Here is a 14,843-nt window from a genome sequence, read left to right on the forward strand (position 1 = left end):
TTGTGCTATGCAAGAGAAAGCAGTCCATATTCAGAAAGAAGTAATAGAAGTAAATCTTAGCAAAAAGGATATTCGAAAAATGTCCATTGATGCTATTGCAGAAGATTTGACCGCATCGGGTGAGAAAGCTTTTAGAGCCAAACAGATTTATGAGTGGCTTTGGATGAAATCTGCGGCTTCATTTGAAGAAATGACCAATCTGTCCAAAAACTTAAGAGAATGGCTGGATCAAAATTATTGCATCAATAGAATTACAATTGCCGATAAGCAATTAAGTTCAGACAGAACCATTAAAGTAGCTTTCCGATTGCATGATGGAAATGAGGTAGAAGGTGTATTGATTCCTACAGAAAACAGAATGACGGCTTGTGTGTCTTCTCAAGTAGGTTGTTCCTTAAGCTGTAAATTTTGCGCTACAGGTTATTTGAAAAGAATGCGTAATCTCGAAGCAGCAGAAATTTACGATCAAGTGGTGATGATCAAAGAATTGGCAGAAACTCACTATGATATGCCACTTTCCAATATTGTTTATATGGGCATGGGTGAACCACTCTTGAATTACAAAAACATGATGGAGTCCATTGAACATATTACTTCAGAGAAAGGATTGCATATGTCTCCTAAGAGAATTACCGTTTCCACCGCAGGTATTTCCAAAATGATTAAAAAATTGGCGGATGATGACGCTAAATTTAATCTCGCGCTTTCCCTACACGCGGCCAATGACGAAAAGAGAAGCCAAATCATGTCAATTAATGACAGCAATAATCTACCCGTTTTAAGAGAAGCTTTAGAATATTATCACTCAAAAACTAAAAACAGGGTGACATTTGAATATTGCGTTTTCAATAATTTCAATGACAGTTTGGAAGATGCAAAAGAATTGTGGCAATTCACCAAATATGTTCCCGCCAAAGTCAATCTAATTGAATATAATCCAATCGACCAAGCGGATTTCACCAATACGGATGAAGATAAGCTTGATAAATTTGCCGCTTTCCTTGAAGATAGAGGTGTCATTGTGAATGTGAGAAGGAGTAGAGGTAAGGATATTGATGCAGCTTGTGGACAATTGGCCAATAAACATTAAAAATGTTCTGATAAATTATACTTAATGCAAACTTCTTGCGTTATGGTATCAGGTGTATGAATAATCATGTCTAACTCTAAATGATTATTCACTATGGAACATTTCAAAAATGCAACTCGAAAATTGTATGCTAAACGTCCGTTATTTTTCAATATTGGATTAGTTATAGCGATTAGTCTCTGTTTTATTGCCTTTGAATTTAAGGTGTTTATCGCAGAAGAAGAGAAAGTTGAATTACCAGAGGAAGAACCTTATGTTTTTCTAAACAATGATGTGATCCGCACTTCCCAGCCGCCTAAGCCTCAGCCTCAGCCTAAAAAATTACCGGAGCCTAAAGGCGATGTCAATATTGTGGAGGTAAAAGAATTGCCAAAGAAAGATGAGCAAAAAGAAATGATTGATATTGATCAGACACTTGAATCACTTGCAAAGGAATTTAAAATGCCAGATGAAAAAGTGGAGGATAATAGCATTCATATGTCTTCAGTTTTGGAAGTAGCTCCTCAATTTAATGGAGGCTTAGAAGCCTTTTATCAATATATAGCTGATGCTATCGAGTATCCTTCTTATGAGCAGAATAGGAATATAGAGGGTAGAGTTGTTTTATCTTTTGTCATTGAAAAGGACGGCTCTTTATCCCAAGTTGAAGTTCTTAAAGGAGTTTCAAAAGGGATTGATAAAGAAGCAATAAGAGTAATCAAAAATGCTCCAAAATGGGAAGCTGGCAGACAGAGAGGACAAGCCGTAAGAGTGCGAATGAATATCCCTATATATTTTCAATTAAGATAAATTCTAATATAAAATTATAGAATGAGAGCTTTATAGCTTTCATTCTATCCTTCAAAGCCAATCTTGCTATGACTTCCATCGCAAAACGGCTTATTCCCTGAAGCACCACATCTGCAAAATGCGGTTACTTTTTCTTTACTTTCCATTTCTCCATTGGAATGTTTGATTTCAATGCTTCCCTTCACCATCAAAGGCCCGTTTTTGCTGACCTCAACTTGGGTAGTCGAAGCCTCAGACTTATTTTCTTGTTTTTGATTTTTCCAGTAACCTGAAAGAGCACCAGATGGACAAGCTTCCAGCTGCTGCATTATCCTTTTATCTGCTGCCCCATCTGTATTTACCCATGGTCTTTCATCTTTTCTGAATACTTCTGGCAATCCTCGCCAGCATTTTTCGCTATGCGTACATAGTGAAGGTTGCCATTCCACAACCAATTCATCTGATTCGTATGTTTTTTTAGTTGGTTTAATTTTCATTTCACTTTAACCGTTTGATTCACTGATTAAGTTAATGAAATTTTAACACAGTTTTGAAAGGAACTAAAAAATTGATTTCCCTGTCATTATTTGAATATACTTAATACATACTTTTGACCATTTGTGGAAGAGGTATTTTAATTAAGGTAGAATCAATCAAAAATCTTTAAATTTACATTAATCCTGATTATTGATTTGAAAAAGCAGTTTATACTTATGTCGCTCATATTTTGCCTCTTAGCCCCGGCTTTGGTGACCTGCCTATGGCTTAAACACCAAAAGAGACAAGTTAAGCGTGAGGTAAAATGGAAAATTATCGATGGGATTGATAAATCAGAACTGGTATTAATTCAACTGACTAAAGCTGAAGCCAAAGAGAAACTGCATTGGGAACATTCCAGGGAATTCGAATTTAAGGGTGAGATGTATGATGTGGTGGAATTTGAAGAAACTGCAGATAGCATCAAATACTGGTGCTGGTGGGATTATGAAGAAACAGCATTAAATAAGAAATTGGCTGAGGTGGTCAATAACTTATTTGGGAATAATCCAGAAAAGCAAGAAAAGGAGCAAAAGCTTATTTCATTTTATCAATCTCTGTTTTCAGAAAAAGTCTTTCAATGGCAAGCACTTCAATTTTTTGGAATATCAAATCCAATTACGGGATATAAATTTTATTTAGAAGATTTTATCAATTCTGTTCCCTCTCCCCCTCCTCAAATAGTCGTTTGAATATTTTATTTTGCTTTACTGATTTAAATGGAATTGATATATGTATTCTATTCTACTTAGTAAAGTCTTCTATTTTTTAAACTACTAATCCCTAGTTTGTCAAGTGAATTCTTTCGCTTCTGATTTGTGCCTGTCTTGGCAGACAAGTCTGTGCAGAAAGATCTTCAAAAATCCATTTTGAGCTGTGAAAACGCAGCTCTGGGCTATAATTGGATAATGTGACAATGTAGGGTTATAAACTAAAAAGTTATAATGAGGAATATTTTATGTCTCTGTTTGTTTTTAGTCAATTCCACTATTGGCTACACTCAAACAATTACAGTCAAAGATGCTAATACTTCTGAGCCCATTGAAATGGTAACAATTGTCAGTGAAGAGCTGCAGGAATTTATTAGTACAAATCAATACGGTAAAGCTAACATTTCAGCCTTGGCAGGAGCTCAAGCAATACAGATTCAAAGATTAGGTTACCAATTGAAAACCTTAAGCTTTACAGCTTTAAAGGCTTCTAATTTTGAAGTTTTGCTTCAGCCTAATAATTTCAATTTGAATGAAGTGATCGTTTCTGCTACAAGGTGGAGGCAGAGTTCTGGAGATATACCATCCAAAGTGATATCGATTTCTCCAAAAGAGGTAGAACTGCAAAATCCACAAACAGCCGCAGATTTATTGGGCGTTTCCGGAAAGGTGTACATTCAAAAAAGCCAGCAAGGTGGAGGAAGCCCTATGATCAGAGGTTTTGCAACAAACCGATTACTTTATACAGTGGATGGAGTCAGGATGAATAATGCGATTTTTCGTGGAGGAAATATTCAAAATGTCATCAGTTTAGACCCTTTTGCAACCGAGAATACAGAAGTGCTGTTTGGGCCTGGTTCAGTCATTTATGGTAGCGATGCTATCGGTGGCGTGATGAGTTTTCAGACCTTATCCCCCGAGTTTTCTGGTTCAGGATCTGCTAAGATTTCAGGGAAAGTCAATTCCAGGTGGTCATCAGCTAATAATGAGAAAACCATCCATGCGGATATTAAATATGGCTGGGAAAAATGGGCGTTCGTTACGAGTGCTAGCCGTTGGGATTATGATCATTTAAGACAAGGGCGAAATGGACCAGATGATTATCTCAAAACCTATCACGTGGAAAGAATTGAAGGAGAAGACAGAGTAGTGGAACAAGATAGTCCCTTAATTCAAGAACCTACTGCTTATAGCCAGAAGAATTTGATGCAAAAAGTGAGATTTCAGCCCAATGATCGCTGGGATTTTCAATATGGATTTCATTATTCTGAAACTTCCGAATATGGAAGATATGATCGGCATAATAGGGTTAGAAATGGAGAGCCGCAATATGCAGAATGGAGATATGGCCCTCAAATGTGGATGATGAACAATTTAAATATCAGTCATTCAAAAAAATCCAGGTTTTTTGATCAACTCTCTATCCGACTAGCACAACAACAATTTGCGGAAAGTAGGATAGACAGAAATTTTCAGGATAATATCCGAAGAAATAGATCGGAAGAAGTAGATGCCTATTCTGCTAATCTCGATTTTATCAAAAAGCTGGGAAAGAAAAGTACTGTCTTTTATGGGTCTGAATATGTATTAAATATTGTAAACTCCACTGGACAAGCTGAAAATATTGAAACAGGAACAGTTAGTAGTTCGGCTTCCAGATATCCTGAAGCTAGCTGGAGTTCTATTGCAGTTTATACCAATTATGAATATAAACCTTCAGACAGAGTTACAGTGCAAGGAGGAGTTCGCTATACTCAGTTTTTATTGAATGCAGAATTTGATACAGCCTTCTATTCTTTTCCTTTTACAGAAGCTAAGATAAATAATGGAGCCCTGACTGGAAGTTTGGGAATGGTCTATCATCCTGGAGATTCATGGTCTCTCAATGCTAATTTTGGTACTGCTTTTCGAGCTCCAAATGTTGATGATGTAGGGAAAATCTTTGATTCGGAACCAGGTTCAGTTACTATTCCAAATCCTAACTTGAAGGCGGAGTATGCTTATAACTGGGATATAGGTATTGCAAAAATTTTCAATGATTTTCTTAAGGTAGATTTTACAGCTTATTATACATTGCTCAACAATGCTATGGTGAGAAGGGATTTTCAATTAAATGGAGAAGATAGTGTTATTTTTGACGGGGTAAATAGTCAGGTTCAAGCCATTCAAAATGCAGCAGTGGCTAATGTATATGGCATTCAAGCTGGTTTGGAAATGAAGTTTCCAGGAGGAATTAATCTATCATCTGATTTAAATTATCAAATAGGTGAAGAAGAGCTAGACGATGGATCAGTTAGTCCTTCCAGACATGCAGCTCCAATGTTCGGAACTACCAGGTTAAATTTTAAATCAAATGATTTTTTAGTCCAAGTTTATGCTAACTATCAAGCTGAGCGCAAACATTTAGATCTAGCAGTAGAAGAGAGAGGGAAAACAGAGATATATGCCTTAGATAAAAATGGCAATACCTTTTCTCCTGCTTGGTACACGCTAAATTTTAAAATGAGCTATCAGCTTTGGGATGACTTTGGTATAAATGCTGGTATAGAAAATATTACAGACCAGCGGTACAGACCTTACAGTTCAGGAATGTCTGCTCCTGGTAGGAATTATGTTTTTTCTTTAAATTATAAGTTTTAGAACATATTTAGTATTCAAGAGATGAACTTAAGCAGTTTGTCTCTTGAATCTTTTTTTGATTTGAACTTTCAATTCCTATTGCCAATCATTATTCGTAATTTTGCAGCTTCATTGAGGAACAGATATGAATAAGTTAGAACAAGAGATTAGCAAGCGAAGAACTTTTGGCATTATTGCTCACCCAGATGCCGGTAAAACTACATTAACAGAAAAGCTTTTACTTTTTGGTGGAGCCATTAATAAAGCTGGAGCTGTAAAATCCAATAAAATTGATACGGCTACCAAATCCGATTGGATGGAAATTGAAAAGCAGAGAGGTATCTCTGTGGCTACTTCCGTAATGGGCTTTGAATATAAAGATATCAAAATCAATTTGCTGGATACTCCTGGTCACCAGGATTTTGCAGAGGATACTTATCGGACACTAACTGCTGTGGATAGCGTGGTGATGGTGATTGACTGCGTGAAAGGGGTTGAGCAACAAACCGAGAAGTTGATGGAAGTTTGTCGGATGCGAAATACTCCTGTGATTTGTTTCATAAATAAACTAGATAGGGAAGGAAGAGATCCTTATGATTTGCTCGATGAAATTGAAGAAAAATTAGATATTCAAGTCCGTCCACTCACCTGGCCGATCGGAATGGGTAAAACCTTTAAAGGAGTTTATAATTTATTTAGCAAAAACTTATTGCTTTTCAAAGCTAGTAAACAGCAATTAACTGCTGAAGGTATTGAAATCAAAGATCTAAACAATGAGGAGCTCAATAAGAATTTAGGCGATACACTAGCAGACCAGCTGAGAGAAGATGTAGAGTTAATCGAAGGCGTTTATCCTGAATTGGATAAAGAAGAATATTTGTCAGGAAAAGTGGCACCCGTATTTTTTGGTTCTGCTGTTAATAGCTTCGGAGTGAAAGAGATGTTGGATACATTCATCAATATTTCACCACAGCCAAAAGAGCGATCAACTGAAGAAAGAATCGTTAAGCCGAATGAAGAAAAATTCACTGGTTTTGTATTTAAGATTCATGCTAATATGGATCCTAAACATCGAAACAGAATTGCTTTCGTTCGTATTTGCTCAGGTAAATTTCAAAGAGGAAGTAGCTATTTGAATGTGAGGCATGATAAAAAATTCCGTTTTTCTAATGCTACAGCTTTTATGGCGCAAGATAAAGAAACGGTGGATGAAGCGTATCCAGGAGATATAGTGGGATTATTCGATACAGGAAACCTGAAAATTGGAGATACCTTATCGGAAGGCGAAAAAGGTATTTACAAAGGCATTCCATCTTTCTCTCCTGAAATTTTCAAGGAAGTAATCAATAAAGATGCTATGAAAACCAAGCAATTGGACAAAGGCTTAACGCAGCTGATGGACGAAGGTGTTGCGCAATTGTTTGCTTTCGAAATGGGAGCAAGAAAAGTAGTAGGTGTAGTGGGTAATCTGCAGTTTGAAGTAATTCAACACCGATTGAAGAACGAGTATGGTGCTTCTTGTGAATTTGCACCAATGAATTTATACAAAGCCTGTTGGTTCAGCAGTAAGGATAAAAAGAAACTAGACGAATTTGTAAAGTCTAAGTATCGCCATATTGCAAGAGATAAAGATGGGAAAATGGTCTTTATGGCGGAAACAAAATCATGGCTACAAATGGTAGAAGATAATTTCCCTGAAATTGAATTCCATTTTCAGTCGGAGTTTTAAATTGAAACTCACAATGTTACCATGGTCGGTGGCACACCGACCATCTTCCGATTTAGCCATTTTTACCGCTTTCGATCGGTGTACTACCTACTCAAGGTTAAGGTGAATGGGAGATTACCAACAATATAAACTCAAGACCCAAGAGATAGATCGTTAAAAGTATTAAGAAAATCCGCCAGAGGCGGTAGTAATTTCCACTAGCCGGAGGCTAGCGGAAGCAAGCCTTTGCTTTTCTATCGCCATCCTCTGGATGGTGATGATTACTGGCGTCTCTGGCGCATGGTAATAAAACTGTTACCATGATCGGTGGTGTGCCAACCGGGAAAGTAAAACTTAAACCCCTTTAACAACCTGATAATTTTTGCGGGTTCTTTGTTCCATATAAATTTCTTTATCTGCTCGCATGCGTTCAACCAAGCTATCATTGCAATTTTTTATGGTAATTAATTCTAGGCCTTTATTATAAAGAATAGAAAAATCATTTTTCAATTCATTCATTAACTGATCTAATCGATGCAAATCATCATTTACACAAATGGAAAATGAAATGGCAGTATTTTGCATCATGTTGATTTTAATATGGTGCCTATTTAATGCTTCAAAAATTTTCCCAAAAAGTGCTTCCGTTATAAAAGTAAAGTCTGTCAATTTGAAAGTGATTAGACTTTGTTTTTCTTTAATGATAATACAAGGAATTTCATGAACAATTTTACAGTCATGAATGATAGTGCCTCCTTTTTCAGGCGAGCTAAATGACCTAACATGCATCGGAATACCAGCATTAGCTAATGGCTTGATTGTTTTTGGATGAATAACAGATGCGCCATAATACGTCATTTCTGCAGCTTCTTGATAAGATAATTCTTGATATAAAACAGCATCCTTTATTTTCTTAGGGTCACCATTTAGTATACCTGGAACATCCTTCCAAATCGTAACTGCTTTAGCATTGGTACAATATGCAAAAATAGCAGCACTAAAATCTGACCCTTCTCTTCCCAAAGTGGTGGTTTTGCCATGTTTAGTTCCACCTAAAAACCCCTGAGTAATTGCAAATTGATTTTGAGTGAATTCAGATTCTATTACTTTTTTTATTAATTTTTTGCTTTGCTCCCAATCAACCAAAGCATCTCTGAATGTTTCATCTGTTCTGATACAATCTTTTGCGTCAATTTTTGAAATAGGAAATCTTTCTTTTACTAAAAATTCTAATAATATTGAGGAAGAAATCATTTCTCCAAAAGAAATGATGCTGTCATAGGATTCATCGTACTTTGATTTTTCTATTTCGGCTAATTTTATTTTTAAATCTTCAAAAATTTGTTCTAATAACTGAAGTGTTTTCGCTTCATCATTCTCAAATAATTTGGCGATTATCGAAGCGTGGTATTTAAAAAGGTCTTGAATAGCAGTGTCAATTGATAAATCTTCCAGTTTTAGGTGTAATATTTCTTCTAATGCATTAGTCGTTTTACCCATAGCGGAAACCACTATAATTATTTTTTCATCGGGGAATCTTTTTAGGATTTCCGACATATTTCGTACTGCTTCTGCATCTTTTATAGATGCCCCACCAAATTTAAATACCTGCATACGTTCCTTTTTGTAATGAATGGCAAAATAAGCTGCAATTTTTTCATAATTTAGCGTCAATACAAATAAATATTCCATGCAAACTAAATTAGCCACATCTGTAGGCATCACTTTAGACCGTTTTATCAAGAAAAAACAAAATGATTTTGCCTTTGCTTCGGGTGAACTTTCTCAATTGCTAAGAGATATTGCCTTAGCAGGAAAAATCATTCATAGAGAAGTTAATCGTGCAGGCTTATTAAACATTGGAGGTGCTTATGGTACTGAAAATGTGCAAGGTGAGGAGCAGCAGAAATTGGATGTTATTGCTAATATCAGATTTATTAGAGCATTGAAAAATGGTGGAGAAGTTTGTGCTATTGTATCGGAAGAAGATGATGAAATCCTAGATTTAAATAATAAGGATGGAAGATATATTGTATCCATGGATCCTTTAGATGGTTCTTCTAACATTGATGTAAATGTTTCTATAGGAACTATATTTTCTATTTTCAGAAGAGTTTCCCCAGTTGGTAGTAAAGTGACTAATGAAGATGTTTTGCAAAAAGGCTCTGAACAAGTGGCCGCAGGATATTTGTTGTATGGTTCTTCCACTATGCTAGTTTATACTACTGGTCGTGGTGTAAATGGATTTACTTATGATCCTTCATTGGGTGAATTTTTCTTATCGCATGCTGATATGAAAATCCCTGAAGACGGGAAAATATATTCGATCAACGAAGGAAGTTATAGAAGTTTGGAACCTAAAGTTCAGCAGTATATTGAAAACTGTAAGGATAAAAAATACACCGCTCGTTATATCGGCTCATTAGTAGCTGATTTTCATAGAAATTTACTGAAGGGAGGAATTTATATTTATCCTTCAACCGATAAAGCTCCGAATGGAAAATTGAGGTTAAACTATGAATGCAACGCCTTGGCAATGATTTGCGAACAAGCAGGAGGATTAGCAACGGATGGAAAAAACAGGATTTTGGATATTCAACCTGAATCCTTACACCAAAGAGTTCCTTTTTACACTGGCTCTAAGAAAATGGTGGAAGAGGCTATGAAATAATTTGCATCTTAAGATGTTATACTAAATTCAAGTCTAAAAGCTAGCGCGAGCTTTTTAGTTCGTGCTATAGCAAACCCCAATTTATTTCTGCTCTGCCCAAGCAGTATTCATTTGGTCAATTATCCCTAAAATCTCTTCTTTACCGGTTTGTTTTTCAGCAGAGCTGACAAAATAAGGAGGGAATTCCTCCCATGTATTCAACATTTTCTTTTTAAATACCGCTATATTTTGCTGCGTTTTGTTATTGGATTGCTTATCAGCTTTGGTAAAGATAAGGGAAAGAGGTAATCCGTTTTTACCAATAAAGTCTAAGAATTCAACATCTGCTTTTTGTGGAGGTAGGCGAGAATCGATTAAAACAAAGATGCAGACCAGATTTTCTCTGTTTTTTAAATAATCACTAATCATCTTACCCCAACCTTCATTAGTTTTTTTGCTCACTTTGGCATAACCATAGCCCGGTAAATCCACCAAATACCATTTCTCATCCATTAAAAAATGATTGATCAACTGTGTTTTCCCAGGTTTGGAAGAGGTTTTAGCTAGATTTTTCCGATCAGTTAGCATATTAATCAAAGATGATTTCCCCACGTTCGATCTGCCAATGAATGCATATTCTGGCAAGTCAGTTTCAGGACTTTTCCGATAATCTGTATTGCTTATAACAAATTCTGCATTTTTGATTCTCTTCATTTTGCAAATATAAGGTGTTTAAATGGCAGTAAAAGTTAAGTGATAAAAAGAATTAATTGATTTCCCGGAAAAATCAATTATGTGTAAGCTTTTTAAATAAAATTAAAATTTGTCTTATATTAGATTATTGTAATAAATATGGTCAAATCAGCCTAAAAATGAATGGAGCTTTATAGATTTATTGCTTTAAAGCAGATATTTTTAAATAAAAACAGGAAGTTTAGCTAACTTTTTTTGATATAACATAAAAAGTAGTTTAATTTAAGTGATTATTTTAGTGAAGCGACCTAACTCGCTATAATTTACCGAATTAAAGAATACGATGATATATAAATTTAGATTCTTTGCTGTCTTTTTACTATCAGTTTTATTTGTCTCGCAAGTAAAGGCGCAGGAACCTGATCCAGAAACTGCACAGATGCTATTGGAAAATGCAGACATCATTATGCAGGAGACTGTTGTGTTAACAATAGCTAGAGACCAATATGTGGATGCTGCCAATATGGATCCTAATAATATTAGGGCTAATTATATGGCGGGTTCAACCTACCTACAGACAACCGATAAAGGAAAAGCTACTAAATATTTATTGCGGGCCTATCAGATAGATTCTGATTATAAGTTTGATTTGCTTTACAGTATTGGACAGGGCTATCAGTATGGATATGAATTCGATAACGCATTAGAGTATTATAAAAAGTACAAACAAAAGCTAGAAAGTAATTCGGGATACAAAGGTTCTGATAAAACATCTATGTCTGAAGTGGATAAACGGATAGAAGAATGTAATAATGGTAAAAAATTAATGGAGGATCCTGTTAATTATTCCATCACTAATGTAGGTACTGCAATTAACTCTGAGTTGTGGGATTACGCCCCAGTGGTAAATGCTGATGAAACGGTAATGATTTTTACCTCTAGAAGAGGGCCAGATCAAGGGAACTTAAATGAAAACGTATTTGATGATAATTTTTACTACGAAGATATTTTCATTTCTAGAAAATCAGGTGGGGAATGGCAGGCAGCAGAAAATATAGGGCCAGTAGTTAATACGAAATATCATGATTCAAATTTAGGGTTCTCACCTGATGGTAAAACGCTTTATATTTATAGTGATGAAGGAAATGGAGATATATATTATACTAATAACTTATCTGAAGATACTTGGTCGGAACCAGTTGGTTTAAGTGATAATATTAATTCCAGTGGATATAATGAGAAATCTGTTTCACAGTCAGCAGATGGGAACACCTTGTTTTTTGCCAGCAATCGCCCTGGTGGTAATGGAGGATTTGATATTTATTATTCTACTAAAGATAGAAAAGGCGAGTGGGGACCTTCCAAGAACCTAGGTAGAGTCATTAATACTGAAGGTGATGAAGACGGTCCGTTTATTCAGTACGATGGGAAAACACTTTATTTTAGTTCTACTGCACATAATGGAATGGGTGGTTTTGATATTTTCAAATCTGAGTATGACAGTGCAAGTAACGAATGGAGTATTCCTGAAAATATGGGATATCCACTAAATACCCCTGACGATGATATTTATTTTGTAATGACCAAAGATGGTAAAACGGGCTACTATGCAACCGTCCGCGAAGAGGGTATGGGGTATAATGATATATATAAAGTGAAGATAGGAGGTAGTGAAGATAATATGGATAAAAAAGTAGCTAGTAAAAAGGCCAATGTGGATGAGGGTGAAGATGAGTCTGAAAAAGAAAAAGAAGTAGATAGTGTAGAGGTAGCAGAATCTCAAGATGATGATATCGATACTGGGGCACCAGTAAAATTGCTGGTTAGAGTGGTGGATGCTAGCAATAATCAATCTATTGAATCAGCTGTTAAGCTTAAAGGACAAGTAGATAATATTAATGTGCCATCTGAAAGTAAAAAAGATGGTATCTATACTTTCGTTATAATACGAGATGAGGCAACAGATTTCATGTTGTCTGCTGAAAAATCAGGCTATATTTTCGCAAACAAGAAAATTACAATTCCTGCTTCTAAGGGAGAGGAACAAACTATCCAAGTTTAAGCAAGCCGGAAGTTGGTACTTCAAAAACTTTAAGAAATATATTCTTTGAATTTGGCAAAGCAACATTTACTTCTGAATCATATGAAGAATTGAACAAAATGGTAAGTTTTATGGAAGCTAACCCGCAAGTGAATGTAGAAATTGCTGGGCATACCGATAATATTGGTTCAGATGCTGTTAATAAAAAGTTATCTCAGCAAAGAGCAAATAAGGTGGTAGAATACCTTACAGGAAAGGGTATTGACAGACGAAGACTGAATGCAGTGGGTTATGGGGAAGAAAGGCCAATCGTAAGTAATGATGATGAGGTGATGGGAAGAGAAATTAATAGAAGGGTGGAATTTATTGTAAAAGAATAATTGCTTTATTGACAAAATATTACGCATGTAATTTTTAATTCATAAAATCTTTATTTAGGTTTGAAATTAAACTTAAACTAGAAAGATTTATGAAAAATTTAAAATTCCCTGTATTACTTTTTGTAGCAATAACTACTTTTTTTATCGCTTGCGAAGAAAAAACAGATATTGACTTAGAGTATGAAAACTTAACAACTATTGAAAAATTACGTTTAGAAGCTAAAGAATTCAATGTGACTTTAGAAGAGGATGATTCATTTATTCAGCTGAAAGGAGATGTAGAAGCGATTCAAGGAATGAAATCGGTTTTTCTCGAAAAGTATAATTTTAAATTAGTGGAAAATGTAGAGGTTTCGAAATCAAGTTTTACATCAGAAAATCCAGATTCACGAGTAGCAAGTGAACCTTGTGACGTATGGGTGTATGAAAGTAATGGAAGCGAAATCCGTTTTTATTCATGTTGTAGGGGAGATAAGTGTGTTTACCTTACAGTTATAGTGTAAACTTTAGATAAATATTCTAAACAGTGAAAAGGTTGCAGTATTGTAGCCTTTTTTTTGTTTTGTTTTTTTTTAATAAGCTGAATGATTCTTTTATCACCTTTATTTTTGTAGATGTTTTTTAATAAAATTTCATAAGATTTAAGGTTTCAACAGAAATATTAATTCTTTATATCTAAATTGAATGACTATTGTATTTCATGAAAAAGTATGCAATCATAGTGGCAGGCGGCACTGGCAAAAGGATGGGAGAAGCGCTTCCTAAGCAATTTCTTAAGCTGGGTGGCACTCCTATATTGATTCATACCTTACAAACTTTTCAAGCTGCTGATCCAGAAATAGAATTAATTATTACACTTCCACAAGAGGAGATCCAATTCTGGGATGAATTAAACATTTGGCACCAAAATTATCTTGAACACAAAGTTGTAGCTGGTGGAGAAACACGCTTTCATTCTGTTAAAAATGCACTAGAACATGTTGAGGAGGGGTTGGTAGCAGTGCATGATGGCGTTCGTCCATTTGTTTCAAGCGAAACCATAAATCAATCTTTTGAGCAGGCTAAAGAGAATAAAGCTGTTGTAACAGCAGTCCTGATGAAAGATTCTGTTAGGCAAATAGATGAAAGTGGAAATAGTAAAAATATAGATAGGAGTTCTTTGAGGCTGATTCAAACCCCTCAGACTTTTGATGTAGAATTGCTAAAATCTGCTTATAATACTCCTTTTAAACCTTCATTTACTGATGACGCATCGGTTGTAGAAGCGCATGGGCATAGCATCACCTTAATTGAGGGGGACTATCAAAATATAAAAATAACAACCCCTGAAGATTTAATTATAGCAGAAGCTCTATTAAAAGCAAAGTAAGCTTGCGAGCTTACTTTGCTAATATTCATCTTCGTTAAAGAAGAAGTCTTCTTTTGAAGGATAATCTGGCCATATCTCCTCTATGTTCTCATAGGGCTGTCCGTCATCCTCTAATTCTTGTAAGTTTTCTACTACCTCTAATGGAGCTCCAGAACGAATTCCAAAATCAATTAATTCGTCTTTTGTGGCTGGCCACGGAGCATCTTCTAAATATGAAGCTAATTCTAATGTCCAATACATATTCTACCGTATTTTTTTGATGCGCAAAAGTATGATAA

At 35.4% G+C, this 14,843-nt stretch carries 14 protein-coding genes; 10 read left to right on the forward strand and 4 right to left on the reverse strand.

Annotated elements, in window-relative coordinates; translation table 11 throughout:
* Positions 1–7 precede the first annotated feature (7 nt).
* Together rlmN and FTRAC_RS14205 are read left to right on the forward strand one after the other, a co-directional pair.
* Entirely contained in the window at positions 8–1,090 is a 1,083-nt protein-coding gene (rlmN, locus tag FTRAC_RS14200; protein ID WP_013454962.1) for a 23S rRNA (adenine(2503)-C(2))-methyltransferase RlmN, read from the forward strand.
* Positions 1,091–1,183: 93 nt separating this feature from the next.
* Complete coding sequence (locus tag FTRAC_RS14205; RefSeq protein WP_013454963.1) at positions 1,184–1,879, forward strand: energy transducer TonB; 696 nt, start codon at positions 1,184–1,186, stop codon at positions 1,877–1,879.
* Between the two features lie 44 nt (positions 1,880–1,923).
* Here the strand turns inward: FTRAC_RS14205 and FTRAC_RS14210 are convergent, their stop codons facing one another.
* A complete protein-coding gene (locus FTRAC_RS14210) occupies positions 1,924–2,355 on the reverse strand; it encodes a (4Fe-4S)-binding protein (protein ID WP_013454964.1) in 432 nt (143 codons plus the stop codon).
* Positions 2,356–2,571: 216 nt separating this feature from the next.
* Between FTRAC_RS14210 and FTRAC_RS14215 the strand changes: the two genes are divergently transcribed.
* From FTRAC_RS14215 to FTRAC_RS14225, 3 genes are all read left to right on the forward strand, one after another.
* Positions 2,572–3,087 carry a hypothetical protein gene (locus tag FTRAC_RS14215; RefSeq protein WP_013454965.1) on the forward strand — a complete coding sequence of 172 codons (516 nt, stop codon included), beginning with the start codon at positions 2,572–2,574 and terminating at the stop codon, positions 3,085–3,087.
* Between the two features lie 252 nt (positions 3,088–3,339).
* Complete coding sequence (locus FTRAC_RS14220) at positions 3,340–5,745, forward strand: TonB-dependent receptor (protein ID WP_013454966.1); 2,406 nt, start codon at positions 3,340–3,342, stop codon at positions 5,743–5,745.
* Between the two features lie 124 nt (positions 5,746–5,869).
* Complete coding sequence (locus tag FTRAC_RS14225) at positions 5,870–7,453, forward strand: peptide chain release factor 3 (protein ID WP_013454967.1); 1,584 nt, start codon at positions 5,870–5,872, stop codon at positions 7,451–7,453.
* A gap of 333 nt (positions 7,454–7,786) precedes the next feature.
* Here FTRAC_RS14225 and FTRAC_RS14230 read toward each other — a convergent pair whose 3' ends face one another.
* Positions 7,787–9,124, reverse strand: a complete 1,338-nt coding sequence (locus FTRAC_RS14230; protein WP_245545972.1) for an aspartate kinase — start codon at positions 9,122–9,124, stop codon at positions 7,787–7,789.
* Here FTRAC_RS14230 and fbp point away from each other — a divergent pair.
* Complete coding sequence (gene fbp, locus FTRAC_RS14235; protein WP_013454969.1) at positions 9,123–10,103, forward strand: class 1 fructose-bisphosphatase; 981 nt, start codon at positions 9,123–9,125, stop codon at positions 10,101–10,103. The genes FTRAC_RS14230 and fbp overlap by 2 nt on opposite strands.
* 81 nt (positions 10,104–10,184) lie before the next feature.
* On the opposite strand, the gene yihA is transcribed toward fbp, so the two are convergent.
* Positions 10,185–10,796, reverse strand: coding sequence for a ribosome biogenesis GTP-binding protein YihA/YsxC (gene yihA / locus FTRAC_RS14240; protein WP_013454970.1), 612 nt, complete (start codon positions 10,794–10,796; stop codon positions 10,185–10,187).
* 322 nt (positions 10,797–11,118) lie between these two features.
* Between yihA and FTRAC_RS14245 the strand changes: the two genes are divergently transcribed.
* The 4 genes from FTRAC_RS14245 (at position 11,119) to FTRAC_RS14255 (ending at position 14,565) form a co-directional block, all read left to right on the forward strand.
* Positions 11,119–12,837, forward strand: a complete 1,719-nt coding sequence (locus FTRAC_RS14245) for a tetratricopeptide repeat protein (protein ID WP_049784160.1) — start codon at positions 11,119–11,121, stop codon at positions 12,835–12,837.
* A 98-nt stretch (positions 12,838–12,935) separates the two neighbouring features.
* A complete protein-coding gene (locus tag FTRAC_RS19380) occupies positions 12,936–13,196 on the forward strand; it encodes an OmpA family protein (RefSeq protein WP_049784161.1) in 261 nt (86 codons plus the stop codon).
* Between the two features lie 89 nt (positions 13,197–13,285).
* A complete protein-coding gene (locus FTRAC_RS14250; protein WP_013454971.1) occupies positions 13,286–13,699 on the forward strand; it encodes a hypothetical protein in 414 nt (137 codons plus the stop codon).
* Positions 13,700–13,896: 197 nt separating this feature from the next.
* Positions 13,897–14,565 (forward strand): 2-C-methyl-D-erythritol 4-phosphate cytidylyltransferase, encoded by a 669-nt coding sequence (locus FTRAC_RS14255; protein ID WP_013454972.1) that lies wholly within the window; start codon positions 13,897–13,899, stop codon positions 14,563–14,565.
* An 18-nt stretch (positions 14,566–14,583) separates the two neighbouring features.
* Here FTRAC_RS14255 and FTRAC_RS14260 read toward each other — a convergent pair whose 3' ends face one another.
* Positions 14,584–14,805 carry a DUF2795 domain-containing protein gene (locus FTRAC_RS14260; protein WP_013454973.1) on the reverse strand — a complete coding sequence of 74 codons (222 nt, stop codon included), beginning with the start codon at positions 14,803–14,805 and terminating at the stop codon, positions 14,584–14,586.
* Positions 14,806–14,843: the final 38 nt, after the last annotated feature.

Origin of the sequence: Marivirga tractuosa DSM 4126 (assembly GCF_000183425.1) — a bacterium.
In the GTDB taxonomy this organism is placed as follows: domain Bacteria; phylum Bacteroidota; class Bacteroidia; order Cytophagales; family Cyclobacteriaceae; genus Marivirga; species Marivirga tractuosa.

Excerpts from the sequence above, each read along its gene's own strand:
- rlmN (WP_013454962.1), top strand. The coding sequence starts at position 8 with ATGCAAGAGAAAGCAGTCCATATTCAGAAAGAAGTAATAGAAGTAAAT.
- FTRAC_RS14205 (WP_013454963.1), top strand. The coding sequence starts at position 1,184 with ATGGAACATTTCAAAAATGCAACTCGAAAATTGTATGCTAAACGTCCG.
- FTRAC_RS14210 (WP_013454964.1), bottom strand. The coding sequence starts at position 2,355 with ATGAAAATTAAACCAACTAAAAAAACATACGAATCAGATGAATTGGTT.
- FTRAC_RS14215 (WP_013454965.1), top strand. The coding sequence starts at position 2,572 with ATGTCGCTCATATTTTGCCTCTTAGCCCCGGCTTTGGTGACCTGCCTA.
- FTRAC_RS14220 (WP_013454966.1), top strand. The coding sequence starts at position 3,340 with ATGAGGAATATTTTATGTCTCTGTTTGTTTTTAGTCAATTCCACTATT.
- FTRAC_RS14225 (WP_013454967.1), top strand. The coding sequence starts at position 5,870 with ATGAATAAGTTAGAACAAGAGATTAGCAAGCGAAGAACTTTTGGCATT.
- fbp (WP_013454969.1), top strand. The coding sequence starts at position 9,123 with ATGCAAACTAAATTAGCCACATCTGTAGGCATCACTTTAGACCGTTTT.
- FTRAC_RS14230 (WP_245545972.1), bottom strand. The coding sequence starts at position 9,124 with ATGGAATATTTATTTGTATTGACGCTAAATTATGAAAAAATTGCAGCT.
- yihA (WP_013454970.1), bottom strand. The coding sequence starts at position 10,796 with ATGAAGAGAATCAAAAATGCAGAATTTGTTATAAGCAATACAGATTAT.
- FTRAC_RS14245 (WP_049784160.1), top strand. The coding sequence starts at position 11,119 with ATGATATATAAATTTAGATTCTTTGCTGTCTTTTTACTATCAGTTTTA.
- FTRAC_RS19380 (WP_049784161.1), top strand. The coding sequence starts at position 12,936 with ATGGTAAGTTTTATGGAAGCTAACCCGCAAGTGAATGTAGAAATTGCT.
- FTRAC_RS14250 (WP_013454971.1), top strand. The coding sequence starts at position 13,286 with ATGAAAAATTTAAAATTCCCTGTATTACTTTTTGTAGCAATAACTACT.
- FTRAC_RS14255 (WP_013454972.1), top strand. The coding sequence starts at position 13,897 with ATGAAAAAGTATGCAATCATAGTGGCAGGCGGCACTGGCAAAAGGATG.
- FTRAC_RS14260 (WP_013454973.1), bottom strand. The coding sequence starts at position 14,805 with ATGTATTGGACATTAGAATTAGCTTCATATTTAGAAGATGCTCCGTGG.